The 15,661-nt window shown below is 70.7% G+C and carries 10 protein-coding genes and 1 pseudogene; 2 read left to right on the forward strand and 9 right to left on the reverse strand.

What is annotated here, in order from left to right; translation table 11 throughout:
• Both M2157_RS44575 and M2157_RS44580 read right to left on the reverse strand, forming a co-directional pair.
• Positions 1-2,235 carry an FUSC family protein gene (locus M2157_RS44575; RefSeq protein ID WP_280855435.1) on the reverse strand — a complete coding sequence of 745 codons (2,235 nt, stop codon included), beginning with the start codon at positions 2,233-2,235 and terminating at the stop codon, positions 1-3.
• An 81-nt stretch (positions 2,236-2,316) separates the two neighbouring features.
• On the reverse strand, positions 2,317-3,690 hold the full coding sequence (locus M2157_RS44580) for an NAD(P)/FAD-dependent oxidoreductase (RefSeq protein WP_280855434.1): 1,374 nt from the start codon (positions 3,688-3,690) through the stop codon (positions 2,317-2,319).
• A gap of 265 nt (positions 3,691-3,955) precedes the next feature.
• Between M2157_RS44580 and M2157_RS44585 the strand changes: the two genes are divergently transcribed.
• Positions 3,956-4,315: a PRC-barrel domain containing protein gene (locus tag M2157_RS44585; RefSeq protein ID WP_280855433.1), complete on the forward strand. Its 360-nt coding sequence runs from the start codon at positions 3,956-3,958 to the stop codon at positions 4,313-4,315.
• Between the two features lie 16 nt (positions 4,316-4,331).
• On the opposite strand, the gene M2157_RS44590 is transcribed toward M2157_RS44585, so the two are convergent.
• Together M2157_RS44590 and M2157_RS44595 are read right to left on the reverse strand one after the other, a co-directional pair.
• Entirely contained in the window at positions 4,332-4,766 is a 435-nt protein-coding gene (locus M2157_RS44590; RefSeq protein ID WP_059208962.1) for an ATP-binding protein, read from the reverse strand.
• A gap of 117 nt (positions 4,767-4,883) precedes the next feature.
• The gene (locus tag M2157_RS44595) at positions 4,884-6,779 is read right to left on the reverse strand and encodes an AMP-dependent synthetase/ligase (protein WP_280855432.1); all 1,896 of its coding nucleotides are present in this window, start codon (positions 6,777-6,779) and stop codon (positions 4,884-4,886) included.
• 152 nt (positions 6,780-6,931) lie between these two features.
• Here M2157_RS44595 and M2157_RS44600 point away from each other — a divergent pair, with 152 nt between their 5' ends.
• Complete coding sequence (locus M2157_RS44600) at positions 6,932-7,165, forward strand: DUF6480 family protein (RefSeq protein ID WP_280868047.1); 234 nt, start codon at positions 6,932-6,934, stop codon at positions 7,163-7,165.
• A gap of 3 nt (positions 7,166-7,168) precedes the next feature.
• Here the strand turns inward: M2157_RS44600 and M2157_RS44605 are convergent, their stop codons facing one another.
• The 5 genes and pseudogenes from M2157_RS44605 to M2157_RS44625 form a co-directional block, all read right to left on the reverse strand.
• Positions 7,169-8,257, reverse strand: a complete 1,089-nt coding sequence (locus M2157_RS44605; protein WP_280855430.1) for a glutamate--cysteine ligase — start codon at positions 8,255-8,257, stop codon at positions 7,169-7,171.
• A 108-nt stretch (positions 8,258-8,365) separates the two neighbouring features.
• Positions 8,366-10,573 (reverse strand): 1,4-alpha-glucan branching enzyme, encoded by a 2,208-nt coding sequence (glgB, locus tag M2157_RS44610; protein ID WP_280868048.1) that lies wholly within the window; start codon positions 10,571-10,573, stop codon positions 8,366-8,368.
• A 3-nt stretch (positions 10,574-10,576) separates the two neighbouring features.
• Positions 10,577-11,939, reverse strand: a pseudogene (locus M2157_RS44615) (maltokinase).
• Between the two features lie 26 nt (positions 11,940-11,965).
• Positions 11,966-13,684, reverse strand: a complete 1,719-nt coding sequence (gene treS, locus M2157_RS44620) for a maltose alpha-D-glucosyltransferase (protein WP_280855427.1) — start codon at positions 13,682-13,684, stop codon at positions 11,966-11,968.
• A complete protein-coding gene (locus tag M2157_RS44625; RefSeq protein ID WP_280868049.1) occupies positions 13,681-15,657 on the reverse strand; it encodes an alpha-1,4-glucan--maltose-1-phosphate maltosyltransferase in 1,977 nt (658 codons plus the stop codon). Before M2157_RS44625 ends, treS begins: the two co-directional genes overlap by 4 nt.
• Positions 15,658-15,661 lie beyond the last annotated feature (4 nt).

Consider the following 15,661-nt stretch of genomic DNA (forward strand, 5'->3'; position numbering starts at 1 on the left):
CTATCGCTTCGGCCCCGCGACCGGCACGTGCAGCGGCCGGGCCAGACCCACCACGGTCTCGTCCAGACGCTGTACGTGCCGCAGCACACGGTCGGTGACACGGCCGAAGCGCGGGATGCCGGGGACCTCGGTGTCCAGCAGGGACGCGATGCTCGGCCCGGTCTCGACCCGGTCGGTGGAGCGCTCGTCGGCGACACGCGCGGCGATCGCCGCGATGTTGTCCCCGATCCGCCTGCCTGCCAGGCGCAGCCGGGGATCCGCCGCTATCGAGGGGTGCGTGGGCAGCAGCTCGGCCGTCGCCGCCAGCGAGCGCGCGTGGTACGCGCACGTCTCCAGGAGCGCCACGACATAGCGGGCCGTGTCGCGCCGGGCCCGCAGCGGCGTGATCGGATGCGTGAGCGGCTGGGTCGCCGCCCGCAGATCGGCCAGCGCCTGGTCCAGGTCCCGCGCCTGGTCGAGCAGTTCGACGGGGGAGCCGCCGCTGAGCTGGTCCACGGCGGCCTCGGTGACCTCCTCGAGCCGCTCCAGGACGGTGACGAGCAGGTCGTTCGTACGGCGGTCCGTGCGCACCGGCAGGACGAATGCCGCCGCGATCACTCCGCAGGCCGCTCCGAGCGCGGTCTCCTCCACCCGCAGCACCAGCACCGAGAGGCTGTAGGTGTGCAGCAGGGTGTAAAGCAGCCCCAGGGCCGCGGTGACGAAGAAGGACATCAGCGTGTAGGAGAGCGGCGCGGTGTAGAACATCGCGAACACCAGCACCAGCACCAGGGCGAACGCCGTCCAGGTGTGCTGCCCGACCGCCCCCGCCAGCACGATCCCGGCCAGCACGCCGAGGACGGTCCCCACCAGCCGGCGGTACCCCTTGACCAGGATCTCGCCCGTGGACGCGGTGTTCATGAAGACGATCCAGCAGGTCAGCACCGCCCAGTACCAGCGCTGGCTGGAGAGGAACTCGCCCCCGACGATGGCGAGCGAGGACCCCACGGCGACCTGTACCGCGGCCCGCGTCGTGGGCCGCCTGAGCCCCGTGAGCTCCTCCTGCGTTCCGGCGTCCTCGTCACCGGCGTCGATGACCGCGTCCTCGGCGTCCAACTCCTCGCGCGAACGGGCCGTCGCGGGGGAGTCGTCCGACTCGTCCTGCGGACCGTCCAGGGCGATCCTGAGCCCCAGCACCGCGCGGGCGGCCTCACCGACACCTCGGAAGACGTCCTGGACGGAGGGCGGCGCGGGCGGCAGGTTCTCCTCCTCGCGGTAGCCGAGGAGCCGGTTGCGGACCTGGGACAGCGCCGTGCCCGACCTCGCGGCGGCGGGACGCAGCACCAGCAGCCGCAGCGCCTCCAGATCGCGGCGCACCCGGGCCATCGCCTCGTCCCGGCCGGCCATCGGGCGGCCCGCTCGCGGGGCCGGCGCGCCCGGCAGATGAAGGGTCAGCGTGTCCGCCCGCTCGGCGCTGCGCGCGCTCAGCAGCAACAGTCCCAGCCGCTCGGCGGCGATCTCGGCGTCCGCGATGCGCCGCTGCACGAGCCGCGCCGCGGCCTCGTCGGAGGTTCCCTCCTCCAGCCGCCCCTGGATCATCAGCGCGGTCTCGTGCAGCTTCGCGGTTCCCTCGCGTACGTCCTTCAGCGCCTCGTCGATCTCCTCGGGCCCGGCGTCCAGCAGCTGGAGCTGCGCGGACACCAGCTGGGCCAGCCGGGCCCGGAAAGCCTCCCGCAGGCGTTCGAGGAGGCCCGCGGGAGTCTCCGGCACCAGCAGGAAGCGTGCCGCCGCGCTGCACAGGAAGGCGACGCCGAGGACGCCGTACAGCTCGGGCAGACCGGAGACGGTCGCGCCGACGAACAGGGACACGAAGTAGACCTGGAAGCCGATCAGTCCGAGCGCGGTGCCCCGGTCGCCGAAGCGGCGGCCGTAGACGGCACAGAAGATCAGCGCGACGAAGAAGAGGTCACCGGCCACCACGCGGGAGCTGAGGAGCGCGCCCAGGGACAGCGAGGCCAGCGCCACCGGGAGGCCCAGGGCGAGCGTCACGGCCTGCGGGGCGCGCTGCTTCTCCCGGATGGCGAACGTCGCGACCATCGCCGCGATGGCGCCCGCCACCAGATGCGTGACGTCTGCCCCCAGCAGACCGAGTACGGCCAGCGTGAGCGCGATCGCGGCCACCGTGCGCAGCCCGGCGGCCAGCCGGAGCAGCCCCGGGTCCGACGCGGCGACCCGGTCGCGCAGCCTCGCTGTGTTCACTCCGCCGTACTCACTCCCGTGTCACGTCATGATCCGTTCCAGCATGGCACGGCGGGGTGGCCCCAGTGATGTGCGCCCCTCCTACTGTGCCGGTCCCCGCGCTCCCTCGACCTGCTCCCGGACCTGTTCCGGCGTCAGATACGCGTCGGTGTACTCGAAGTCCTTCAGCTTGGCGGGCTTGCGGGCCTGGAAGCCGGTGCGGACGAAGTCGTCTCCCGCGATGGCGTTGAGCGTCCAGTTCGTCGCCACGCGGACCTTGGCGACGTTGGTGCGCAGCGCGGCCCAGTGGTAGCCGCGGGCCGCGAACTGGGCGGGCAGGCCGCGCAGTTCGATGCCGAGCGGCTTGGACACGGCATCCGTGCCGCCGAGGTCGACGACGAGGCCGAGGTCCTTGTGGACGTACGGCTTCAGCGCCTGGCCCCGCAGCGTCGCGATGACGTTGTCGGCGACCACCTTGCCCTGGCGCATGGCGTGCTGCGCCGTGGGCGGGCAGATCGCGCTGTCGTCCTTGGCCTTGTCGGGCACGGCGGCGGAGTCGCCGAGCGCGAAGACGCCGTCCTGGCCCGGCAGGGTCATCTCGGCGGTGACCGCGAGCCGCCCGCGAACCGTCTCGGCGCCGAGCGTGGCGATCAACGGGCTCGCGACGACCCCGGCCGTCCAGATCAGGGTCCGGGTCGGGATCACCCGGCCGTCAGTGAAGGTGACCTCCTCGGGGCCCGCCTTCTCGATGGACACGCCAAGGGACACGTCGATGCCGCGCCGGCGCAGGATCTCCTGCGCGCTGCGTCCCAGCTTGTCGCCCAGCTCCGGCATCAGCTTCGGGGCGATGTCGATCAGATGCCACTTGATCAGCGACGGGTCGATGCGTGGGTAGCGCTTGACCGCCGCGTGGGTGAGCTTCTGCAGACAGGCGGCGGTCTCGGTGCCGGCGTATCCGCCGCCGACGACCACGAACTGCAGCCGGGCCGCGCGCTCGGCCGGATCCTGGCTGGCGTCCGCGAGATCGAGCTGGGAGATGACGTGGTCACGGATGTAGGCGGCCTCGGCGAGGGTCTTCATCCCGAAGGCGTGCTCGGTGAGGCCGGGGATGTCGAAGGTGCGGGTGATGCTGCCGGGAGCCAGCACGATGTAGTCGTACGGCTCGTTGACGATCTCGTCCGTGATGGTGCGGATCACGCAGACCTTTGACTTGAGATCCACGCCGATCGCGCCACCCGGGATGATCCGGGTGCGGTACTTCTTGCTGCGGCGCAGCGAGACGGCGATCGACTGGGGCGTCAGCACGCCGGAGGCGACCTGGGGCAGCAGCGGGAGATAGAGCTGGTAGGCGAACGGCGTCACCAAGGTGACGTCGGCTTCGTCCGGGGAGAGCTTCCGCTCCAGCCGGCGAACGCACTCGACTCCGGCGAAGCCGGCGCCAACCACCAGGATCCTGGGTCGTGTCACGGTGTTCATCCCTTTCTGCGGCTCCAGGCGGTCTGCCTCGAACGCCCTTCGTCTGCCCGTGCGGGCGCGACGAATGCGTCGAGGACCACCATGCCCGTCCCGGCCTGAAAGTGCACCGGGAGAAAAGTGAAGGAGGTGCGCGGACCGGACGCGGGGAAACCGCTTGTGAGGGTGCCGCTCGCCGAATGTGTGTGCGGCAGAGGGGTATTGGGTGCTGTGGGCCCGCTCGCAGCGGAGAGCCGGGCCGTGCAGCCCCAGGCAGGGAGGGAGCAGCGTGACCACCGACAGAATATGGTCGTACGCGCCGGACAGCGGATACGTCGAGGGACAGGACCTGACGGGCTTCACCGTCGTCGCGAGCGACGGCACGATCGGACACGTGGACCGGCAGGCCGCCCCGCACGGTATGGGACACCTCGTCGTCGACACCGGGGTCTGGGTCTTCGGCAGGAGCGTCCTGGTACCGGTGGGCGTCGTCACCGGCGTCGACACCCAGGCCCGCCGGATCACGCTGGCCTGCACCGGGTCGGAGGTGAAGGCGGCCCCGCGGTTCGGGACGGACAGCGAGACCAGGGACCGCGAGTACCTCGCGGCGGTCGGCGCCTACTACCTGCGGCTCGCGACCACGGCCTGACCGGGGCCGGAGGACGTCACCACGGCAGAAAGGCGTGCACGTCCTTGCCGCGGTCGTCCGTGACCACGCTGACCTGGTCGCACAGCGCGTGCACGAGGTGCCAGCCGACGCCCCCGCCGCCGCTGCGCGGATCGAAGGCGCGGGGCGCGGGCGGTGTGGGGTTGGTGTCGCGCAGGGTCACGTGCACGCCGTCGAAGGTCCGGCGCAGGCGGAGCGCGAAGGGGCCGGGAGCGTACTGGACCGCGTTGGCGGCGAGTTCGGTGACGATCAACAGGATGTCGTCCCAGTGCTCGGCGCTCGCAGGCGGTACCCGGTCGGCCAGGTCGCCGAGGAACTCCTCAGCGGCAAGTCGCGCGCCCGTCACGCAGTGCGGTTCTCCCGCGAAACGGGTCGTACGGCTCGGAATCGCCTCGGAAGTCAGTGTCTCGTCCCAACGCGGCTCGGTCGCCATGCCGGAGTTCACCCCCGTGGAGTCGGCAAGGCTTTGTCCTTTCACTGGCATCGCCATTGTGCTGTGTTCCCGAGGGGACGCGACCCAATCGTCTTCGGCCGTGTCGGCTCAGGCGCATCACCGGAACACGTTGTCCGAGTCGTCCCAGCTCAGCAAGTCCTCCGCCGGTGTACGCCGGGCACCGGGCGAGCGGGCCTGGTACATCGCGTCGATCTCCAGCGCGTACCGGCGCACGATCTCGTCCCGGCGCAGCTTCATCGACGGCGTCAGCAGGCCGTTGGCCAGGTCGAACGGTTCCGACAGCACCCGGAACACCCGGATCGACTCCGAGCGCGAGACCGTGCTGTTGGCGGCGGCCACGGCCCGCGCGATCTCCTCCCGCAGCGCGTTCTCCTCCCGCGCCGAGGGATCCTGCTGGGCCACCAGGACCCCTCGCCAGTGGGCCAGGAACACCGGGTCCAGGGTGAGCAGGGCGCCCACGCAGGGCCGGTTGTCACCCACCACCACGGCCTGGTGGATGAGCGGGTGCATCCTCAGCCGGTGTTCGAGGGCGGCCGGGGCCACGCTCTTGCCGCTGGTGGTGACGATGATGTCCTTCTTGCGGCCGGTGATCGTCAGATAGCCGTCGGCGTCCAGCCGCCCGAGGTCTCCGGTGGCCAGCCAGCCGCCGTACAGCGCGGCCCGTGTCGCGGCCTCGTCGTTGACATACCCCTGGAAGACCGACGGCCCGCGCACCAGGATCTCCCCGTCGTCCGCCACCCGCAGGTCCACGCCCGGCAGGGGCCGGCCCACGGTCCCGGACTTCTCCCGGCCCAGCGGCTGCATGGTGATTCCGCCGCAGGTCTCCGTGAGCCCGTATCCGTCATGGACGTAGACACCGATGCCCTCGTAGAACAGGGAGAGCTCACGGTTGAGGGTCGAACCGCCCGAGGTGGCACGCCGCGCCCGGCCGCCCAGCGCCGCCCGCAGTCTGCGGTACACCGTCCGTTCGTACAGGGCGTGCTGGAGCCGCAGGTCGAAACCGGGACCGGGGCCCTCGCCCAGCCGCTGCCGCTCGCAGGCCAGGGCGAAGTCCCGTGCCGTGTCGGCGGCCCGCTCGAACAGGGCGCCGCGGCCCGCCTGCTGGGCGGCGCGCAGGAAGTTCTTGTAGATCTTCTCGAAAACCGAGGGGACGGCGTAGAAGTAGGTGGGGCGAAAGGAGTTCAGGGAGGCCGCCAGCGCCTCCTCGCTCAGGTCGGGCTCATGGGCCATGAGCAGACCGCCGCGGATGCACACGCCCTGGATCATGAGGCCGTACACATGGGAGAAGGGCAGGAAGGCGAGGACGGACGGCTGCTGTCCCGCCGGTGCCGTGGTCTGGCGCCAGCCCTCGATCAGCGTGTCGACGGGGCTCGCGAGGCCGCGGTGGCTGAGTGCGCAGCCCAGCGGACGGCCCCTGGTGCCGGAGGTGTAGGCGATGACCGCCGTGGAGTCCGGCAGCACGATGCGGCGCAGTGACTCGACCGTGGCGAGCGGGATCATCCGGCCCCGCTCCGTCAGCTCCTCCAGCGCGGCCGCGTCCAGCTGCCAGACGTGGCGCAGTCTGGGCAGCGAGGCGCACACCGAGCCGACCGTCATCACCGCCTGCTCGTCCTCCACCACCACGGCCACACAGCCGGTGTCCCGCAGGATCCACTCGACCTGTTCGCGCGAGGACGTCGGATAGATCGGCACGACCTCGGCGCCGACCGTCCACAGCGCGTAGCTGAGAACCGTCCACTCGTAGCGGGTGCGCGCCATGATCGCCACCCGGTGGCCGGGCGAGATCCCGGACGCGACGAGCCCCTTCGCGAGGTCCACGACCTCGTCCCGCAGTTCCACGGCCGTGACCTCCTGCCAGCCTCCCGAGGAACCCTCGGGGCGGCGGGCGAGCACCGGCAGGGTGGGGTCGAGCTCCGCCCTCTCGAAAACGCTGTCTGCCAGACCACCGCTGGAGCGCGAGATGGTCCGGGGAGCGAGGGCGAAGTCGCGCATGCGCTGCTCCTGACGTGTACGGGCTGTGACTGAGCCGACGAGCTCGGTCATCGGCGGTGCTCGAATCTAGCCCAGGTGTGAGCGGGTGGTACCTGGAATCCGGAAGTAAGCGGTCACCCGTGATCTGGTCGAGATCGGGGCACTCGGACCGCATGAGTTACACGAACCCTGACCCCGACCCCGAACGCACCACCGGACTGGAACCGGGCGGCGGCGTACCCCCGGGCGAGACCCCGCCCGCCGAGAGCAGCCTGCCCGAGGCGGGCCCCCGGGAGACGCACAACCCGACCAGGGGCTGGGCCAAGGGGCCGCTGGCCCTGATCCTCCTCCTGGTCGTGCTCGTCGCCGCCTTCTTCCTGGTGTACGCGATCGTCCTGGCCCTGTGACGACTACGTCTGGGTCAGCCGCACGCACTCGGTGACCACGTCCCGCAGGCTCCCGGTGCGCTCCAGCAACTCGCGCTGCACCCGGGCGCCGTTGCCGTGCCGCAGCAGTTCGGCACACGCCTCGCGGGCCCGGTCCAGGTCGCCGCTGTCGGCGAGCGCGTCCTCGACGTGCTCCAGCAGGGCCCGCACCACCGCCTTCGCGGGCATCCGGTGCATGGTCGCCGGGTGGAGCAGCTCCTCGGACAGCCCGGAGCGCGCGGCCCGCCAGGCGGCCAGCCGCAGCAGGCTCACGCTGTGCGTCAACGGCTCCCGGCCCGCCCGCCACTCGCGCGCGGCCGTCTCCACCAGCCCGCGGGCGAGGGTCGCCAGGAGGACGGCCGTGTCCGCGTGCAGACAGACGTCCGAGACCCGGATCTCCACCGTCGGGTAGTTCCGGGACAGCCGGGCGTCGAAGTAGATCATTCCCTCGTCCAGGATGACGCCGGTCGCCACCATGTCCGCGACCCGCCGGTGATAGCGCTCCGCCGAGCGGAAGGGCTCCGTCGGACCGGCCGAGGGCCAGCGCTGCCACACCCGGCTGCGGTAGCTGCTGTAGCCGGTGTCCTTGCCCTGCCAGAAGGGCGAGTTGGCGCTCATCGCGGCCAGCACGGTCAGCCAGGGCTGCATCCGGTCGACGACGGCGACGGCCTCCTCGTCGGATTCCACGGACACATGGACGTGACAGCCCATGACGAGCTGCTCGCGGGTGGCGATGCCGTACTGGTCCGCCATCCACTGGTAGCGGCGGCCGATGCCGACCGAGGGGCTGACGGGCAGCGGCGAGGTGGCCAGGGAGGCCACGGCACAACCACTGTCGCCGGCGAGCCGGGCGGCCTCCTTGCGGCAGCGCACGATCTCGGCGCGGAGCTCGTCCATCCCCGACTGCGGGTGGGTGGCGAACTCCAGCATCTGGTTGTGCAGCTCCTTCTCGAAGACGTCCTGGTCCGGCCCGTCCTGCGCGGCCCGCGCGAGCACGGCCGCGGACAGCGCCTGCGGCTCGCCGGTCTCGGGGTCGACCAGGAGGAGTTCCTCCTCCACTCCGACGGTGCGCACGTGATACAGCCCCTTCTGTGGCCCTGGGCGACGACGAGGATGCTCGTTCTCGTACGACCCCGACTGCCCCTTCGGGACCGGTCGGACACCTCCGCGTCGCCCGCGGACTCAGCCGGGCACCGGGACCAGCCACACCGTCGCGAGCGGCGGCAGGGTGAGCCGCAGCGCCCCGTCCTCCGTCTTGACCGGGTCACGCCGGACGATGTCGCCGCCGCCGTACCGCGCGGCGTCGGTGTTGAGGGACTCCTGCCACAGGGGGAGACCGTCGGGAACGGTGAGGCGGTAGTCCTCGCGCACGACGGGGGAGAGGTTGGAGACCGAAAGCAGCGGGCTGCCCGCCGTATCGAACCTGAGGAAGGCGAAGACGTTGTCCTCGGCCGCGTCCCCCACCACCCACCGGAAGCCGCCGGGGTCGGTGTCCCGCTGCCAGAGCGCGGGGGTCGCCCGGTAGGCGGTGTTCAGATCGCGCACGAGGTCACGGACGCCCCGGTGGTCGGCCTCGGCCCCGTACGCCGGGTCGAGCAGCCCCCAGTCCGGGCCGTGGGACTCGGACCACTCGGCACCCTGGGCGAACTCCTGTCCCATGAACAGGAGCTGCTTGCCGGGGTGGGCCCACATGAAGCCGAGATACGCACGATGGTTGGCGCGCTGCTGCCACCAGTCGCCCGGCATCTTGGACACCAGCGCCTGCTTGCCGTGGACGACCTCGTCGTGGGAGATGGGCAGGACGTAGTTCTCGCTGTACGCGTACACCATCGAGAAGGTCATCTCGTTGTGGTGGTACTTGCGGTGCACCGGCTCATGGCTGATGTAGCCGAGGGAGTCGTGCATCCAGCCCATGTTCCACTTCAGGCCGAAACCCAGACCCCCGCTGTCCGTGGGGCGGGTCACGCCGTCCCAGGCCGTGGACTCCTCGGCGATCGTGACGACACCCGGCGCCCGGCGGTACACGGTCGCGTTCATCTCCTGGAGGAAGGCGACCGCGTCGAGATCCTCCCGCCCCCCGAACACATTGGGGCTCCACTGGCCGGAGTCGCGCGAGTAGTCGAGATAGAGCATCGAGGCGACCGCGTCCACGCGCAGCCCGTCGATGTGAAACTCCTCGCACCAGTACACGGCGTTGGCGACCAGGAAGTTGCGCACCTCCACGCGCCCGAAGTCGAACTCGTAGGTCCCCCAGTCGGGATGCTCGGCCCGACGGTCGTCTCCGGGCTCGTACAGCGGGTCCCCGTCGAAGCGGGCCAGCGCCCAGTCGTCCTTGGGGAAATGGGCCGGCACCCAGTCCATGATCACGCCGATGCCGGCCCGGTGGAGGGCGTCGACCAGGTACTTGAAGTCGTCGGGTGTGCCGAGCCGGGAGGTCGGCGCGTAGAAACCGGTGACCTGGTAGCCCCAGGAGCCGCTGAAGGGGTGCTGCGCGACCGGCATCAGCTCGACATGGGTGAAGCCCAGGTCCCTGACGTACGACGGCAGCTCGTCGGCCAGTTGACGATATGTCAGTCCTGGCCGCCAGGACGGGAGATGGACCTCATAGACCGAGAACGGCGCCACGTGCACAGGCGTGTCCCCGCGGTGGGCCATCCAGTCGTGGTCGCCCCACTCGTAGCGCGAGGAGGTCACGATGGACGCCGTGTCGGGCGGCACCTCCGCGCGGCGGGCCATCGGGTCGGCCTTGAGGAACCGGCCGCCGTGGCGCGAGGTGATCTCGAACTTGTACCGGGTGCCCTCTCCGATGCCGGGCAGGAACAGCTCCCACACCCCGGACGCGCCAAGGGACCGCATCGGGAACGCCTGCCCGTCCCAGAAGGTGAACTCCCCGGCCACCCTGACCCCTTGGGCGTTGGGCGCCCACACCGTGAAGCGGGTGCCCGTCACCCCTTCGTGGGTCATCGGCTCCGCGCCGAGCGCCTTCCACAGCTGCTCGTGGCGCCCTTCGCGGATGAGGTGGAGGTCGGTCTCGCCGAGCGCGGGCAGGAAGCGGTACGGGTCGTGCACCTCCTGCTCCCCGTCCGCGTAGGACACCACCAGGGTGTAGGCGGGGATCGCGTCGAGAGGCAGCAGACCGGAGAAGAGGCCGTCGCCCTCCGAGGCCAGGTGCCTGCGCTCGCCGTCGATCACGACGCTCACCGCGCGGGCGAACGGACGCAGCGCGCGGAAGACGATCCCGCCCGCGACGGGGTGGGCGCCGAGCAGCGCGTGCGGGTCGTGGTGGGCGCCCGCCAGCAGCCGGCCCCGGTCCACGGGGTCGAGCGGCGGGGCCGGAGCACAGCGCGCCACTCCGGACGGCTCGGGCAGTGAGGTGTCGCGCAGGGCCACGGCTCAGTCTCCTCTCACGGCGAGGCGTTCGATCGCCGCCATTGGCACGGGCAGCCAGTCAGGCCGGTGTCGTGCTTCGTACAGGACCTCGTAGACGGCCCGGTCGGTCTCATAGGCGCGCAGCAGGCCGTGTTTCTTGCGCGGATCCCACCCGGCGAGGGCGGCATAGCCCCCGCAGAAGGCCTCCCGGCAGCGGCGCGCCCACTCCGGCCGCCAGGGCCGGCGCTGCCGGGCCGCGTAGTCGAAGGAGCGCAGCATGCCCGCGATGTCCCGCACCGGGGACTGGGCGGCGCACCGCTCGGCGAGCGGGCGGGACGGCTCGCCCTCGAAGTCGATCACGAACCACTCGCGGCCCGCCCGCAGCACCTGCCCCAGATGCAGGTCGCCGTGGACGCGCTGTGCGGGCGGCCCGGAGTCGCACGTGGCCAGCGCGCCGAACGCGCTCTGCAGGGCCGGGGACGAACGGCCGCAGCGCCGGCACGCTGTGCGCGGCGGCGTCCAGACGTTCGGTCATCGCGGCCGCCGTGGAACCGTTGTCGTCGTGCCCGCTGCCGGGGAAGGCGGCCGCCAGCGCGAGGTGCACCTCGGCCATCGCCCGCCCCAGCTCATGGGCCTGCACGGTGAAGTCGTCACCCGAGGCCAGCGCCTGCAGGGCCAGGGCCCAGCCGTCGGACGCGTCGCGCAGATACGGCTGCAGCACGCCGAGCGTCGCCCCCTGCGGATGCGTGGTCCGGAACCAGGCCACCGGCGCCGGCACCCGGCGGCAGCCCTGCCCGGCCAGCGCGACCGGCACCTCCAGGTCCGGGTTGACCCCGGGCTGGATGCGGCGGAAGACCTTCAAGATGAACTCGTCGCCGTACACCAGTGAGGAGTTCGACTGCTCGGTCTCCAGCAGCCGCGGTGGGAGCCCGGCGGGCACCGGCACCGACGGGTCGCCCTCGAAGCGCAGCGGACCGGCCGTGCCGGGATGCCGCAGCCGCTCCAGCAGCAGCTGCGCCGAGCGAGGGTCGTGCAGGGCGTCGTAGATCGTGAGACCGGCCAGTGGACCCTGCTCCGCACGGCCGATGAGGGCGCGGCCGAGACGCGGCGAGAGGTGTTTGCGCACGCCGAGCAGCAGCTGGTAGCAGTCACCGGCAGGGGTGGCGCCGCCGGGCCCGGGCACCCCGCCGTGATCGGTGTGGACCAGCAGATGCAGACAGCCCGGGAACAACTCGGTCATCGACAGCAGACCGAGCTCGCTCACGGGGCGGTCCTTGCCCGCGAACCAGCGCTGCCGCGGCAGCCATTGGCGCAGCAGCTCGCCCAGCGAGGTCATGAGATCGGTCGCGAGCGCGGGCCTCGGGCTGACCGATGCGGTCTTCGGCATGGTGACGCGTCCTTTCGTCGGCACGCTCAAAGGCGTCGGCCGATGCGGGATGCGACTCGGGAGAGCCGGAACCAGTAGAAGCCGTGCCCGCCGAGGGTGAGCAGATACGGCAGTTCACCGATGGCCGGGAAGCGCACCCCGCCGAAGAGCTCGACCGGGTGACGGCCGTCGAACTCACGCAGATCCAGCTCCGTGGGCTGCGCGAACCGGGAGAAGTTGTTCACACACAGGACCAGGTCGTCCTCGTACTCCCGCAGAAAGGCCAGCACCGCGGGGTTGGAGGACTGCAGTTCGGTGAAGCTGCCGAGACCGAACGCGGGGTTCTGCTTGCGGATCTCGATCATCCGGCGGGTCCAGTGCAGCAGGGAGGACGGCGAGGCCATCGACGCCTCGACGTTGGTGACCTGGTGCCCGTAGACGGGGTCCATGATGATCGGGAGGTTGAGCCGGCCCGGATCGGCCGTGGAGAAGCCCGCGTTGCGGTCGGGGGTCCACTGCATCGGGGTGCGTACGGCGTCGCGGTCGCCGAGCCAGATGTTGTCGCCCATGCCGATCTCGTCGCCGTAGTAGAGGATCGGCGAGCCGGGCAGGGACAGCAGCAGGGCGGTGAACAGTTCGATCGTGTCACGGTCGTTGTCGAGCAGGGGGGCCAGGCGCCGCCGGATGCCGATGTTGGCGCGCATACGCGGGTCCTTCGCGTATTCGGCCCACATGTAGTCGCGTTCCTCGTCGGTGACCATTTCGAGGGTGAGCTCGTCGTGGTTGCGCAGGAAGATGCCCCACTGGCAGCTGTCGGGGATCGCCGGCGTCTTGGCGAGGATTTCCGAGATGGGGTAGCGGGATTCGCGGCGTACCGCCATGAAGATGCGGGGCATGACCGGGAAGTGGAACGCCATGTGGCATTCGTCGCCGCCGGCCTCGTAGTCGCCGAAGTAGTCGACGACGTCCTCCGGCCACTGGTTCGCCTCCGCCAGCAGCACCGTGTCCGGATACATCGCGTCGATCTCGCGGCGCACCCGCTTCAGGAACTGGTGAGTGGCGGGCAGGTTTTCGCAGTTGGTGCCCTCCGCCGCGTACAGATAGGGGACCGCGTCGAGGCGGAAGCCGTCGATGCCGAGGTCGAGCCAGAAGCGGAGGGCGGCCAGGATCTCCTCCTGGACGGCCGGGTTCTCGTAGTTGAGGTCCGGCTGGTGGGAGAAGAAGCGGTGGAAGTAGTACTGGCCCCGGACCGGGTCGTGACTCCAGTTGGAGGCCTCGGTGTCGACGAAGATGATCCGCGCGTCCTCGTACTGCTTGTCGTCGTCGGCCCACATGTAGTAGTCGCCGTACGGTCCGTCCGGGTTCTTGCGGGACTCCTGGAACCACGGGTGCTGGTCGCTGGTGTGGTTCATGACGAAGTCGATGATCACCCGCATGCCGCGCTGGTGGGCGGCGTCGACGAACTCCACGAAGTCGGCGAGGTCACCGAACTCCGGCAGGACGGCGGTGTAGTCGGAGACGTCGTAGCCGCCGTCCCTGAGCGGTGACTTGAAGAACGGCGGCAGCCACAGGCAGTCGACACCGAGCCACTGGAGATAGTCGAGCTTGGCGGTCAGGCCCTTGAGGTCGCCGACGCCGTCGCCGTTGCTGTCCTGGAAGGAACGGACCAACACCTCGTAGAAGACCGCACGCTTGAACCAGTCGGGATCCCGGTCCTTCGCCGGGGTGTCCTCGAAAGTGTCGTGGACGGGCTCGTTGACGGTCACGGTGTGGATCCTCCGATCTGCGGCGCCGACCTCCGGACCTGGAACACGTGCGCGGGTGCTCGACCGGGCTCCAGACGCACATAGTTGTTGCTGCTCCAGTGGTAGGTCTCACCCGTCAGTTCGTCGTGCACGGACAGGGACTCGTGCCATTCCAGGCCGAGTTGCGGCATGTCCAACGAGACCGTGGCCTCCTGGGTGTGGTGCGGATCCAGGTTCACGACCACCAGGACCGTGTCGTCACCGATGCGCTTGCTGTAGGCGATGACCGAGCCGTTGTCGGTGTGGTGGAAGCGGATGTTCCTGAGGCGCTGGAGGGCGGGGTGCCTGCGTCTGATCGTGTTGAGCTGGGTGATCAGGGGGGCGAGGCTGTCGGGGCTGTCCCAGTCGCGGGCCTTGAGCTGGTACTTCTCCGAGTTCAGGTACTCCTCGCTGCCCTCCCGCACCGGGGTGTTCTCGGCGAGTTCGTAGCCGGAGTAGATGCCCCAGGTCGGCGAGAGGGTCGCCGCCAGCACCGCGCGCAGGGCGAACGCGGGACGGCCGCCGTGCTGGAGGAACTCGTGCAGGATGTCGGGGGTGTTGGCGAAGAAGTTCGGCCGCATGTAGGAGGCCGCCTCACCGGAGAGCTCGCTCAGGTACTCGGTGAGTTCTTCCTTGGTGGTGCGCCAGGTGAAGTAGGTGTAGGACTGCTGGAAGCCGATCTGGGCCAGGGTGTGCATCATCGCCGGGCGGGTGAACGCCTCGGCCAGGAAGATCACGTCCGGGTCGCCGGCGTTGATGTCCGCGATCACCCGCTCCCAGAACACCACCGGCTTGGTGTGCGGGTTGTCCACCCGGAAGATCCGCACCCCGTGGTCCATCCAGTGCCGCAGCACCCGCAGCGTCTCCGCGATCAGGCCTTCCAGGTCGGCGTCGAAGGCGATCGGGTAGATGTCCTGGTACTTCTTGGGCGGGTTCTCCGCGTAGGCGATGGTGCCGTCCGGGCGGTGGTGGAACCACTCCGGATGCTTGTGCACCCAGGGATGATCCGGCGAGCACTGCAGGGCGAAGTCCAGCGCGATCTCCAGACCCAGTTTCCCGGCCTCCTGCACGAACCAGTCGAAGTCCTCGATCGTGCCCAGATCCGGATGCACCGCGTCATGGCCGCCCTCCGGCGAGCCGATCGCCCACGGCACGCCCACATCGTCGGGACCGGCGGACAGGGTGTTGTTGCGGCCCTTGCGGAAGGTGCTGCCGATCGGGTGGATCGGCGGCAGATAGACCACGTCGAAACCCATCGCCGCGATCGCCGGCAACCGCCGCGCCGCGGTACGGAACGTGCCGTGCGGCCGCTGCGGCGTGCCCTCCGAGCGGGGGAAGAACTCGTACCACGACCCGAACAGCGCCCGCTCCCGCTCCACCAGCAGCGGCAGCGTCTCCGACGCCGTGATCAACTCCCGCAGGGGATGGCGGGCGAGCACCGCGTCCACGTCAGGCGTCAGGGCGCCCGCCAGACGGGTGGCGACCGGCAGAGAGTCGTCGGCGAGCGTCTTCGCCGCGGCCACCAGCACCGCATGCTGAGGGCCCTCCGGGACGCCCGCCGCCGCCCGGGTGTAGAGCTCGGCGCCCTCCTCCAGGACCAGCCCCGTGTCGAGGCCCGCAGGAACCTTTATGCGGGCGACCCGGCGCCAGGTGCCGACCGGGTCGCTCCAGGCCTCGACGCGGTACGTCCAGCGGCCCTCGACGTCCGGAGTGACCTCCGCCCCCCAGCGATCGCTGCCGGGGGCCGACTCCCGCATCGGGGTCCAGGGGCCGTGCCGCCCTTCCGGGTCGGTCAGGACGACGTTCGCGGCGACCGCGTCATGGCCCTCGCGGAACACCGTGGCGGTGACCTCGAACGTCTCTCCCACGACCGCCTTCGCCGGACGCCTGCCGGACTCGACGGCAGGGCGGACGTCCCGTACCGGGATGCGGCCGATGACCGGGGTGGAACTCATGCTC

Origin of the sequence: Streptomyces sp. SAI-127 (assembly GCF_029894425.1) — a bacterium.
Taxonomy (GTDB): domain Bacteria; phylum Actinomycetota; class Actinomycetes; order Streptomycetales; family Streptomycetaceae; genus Streptomyces.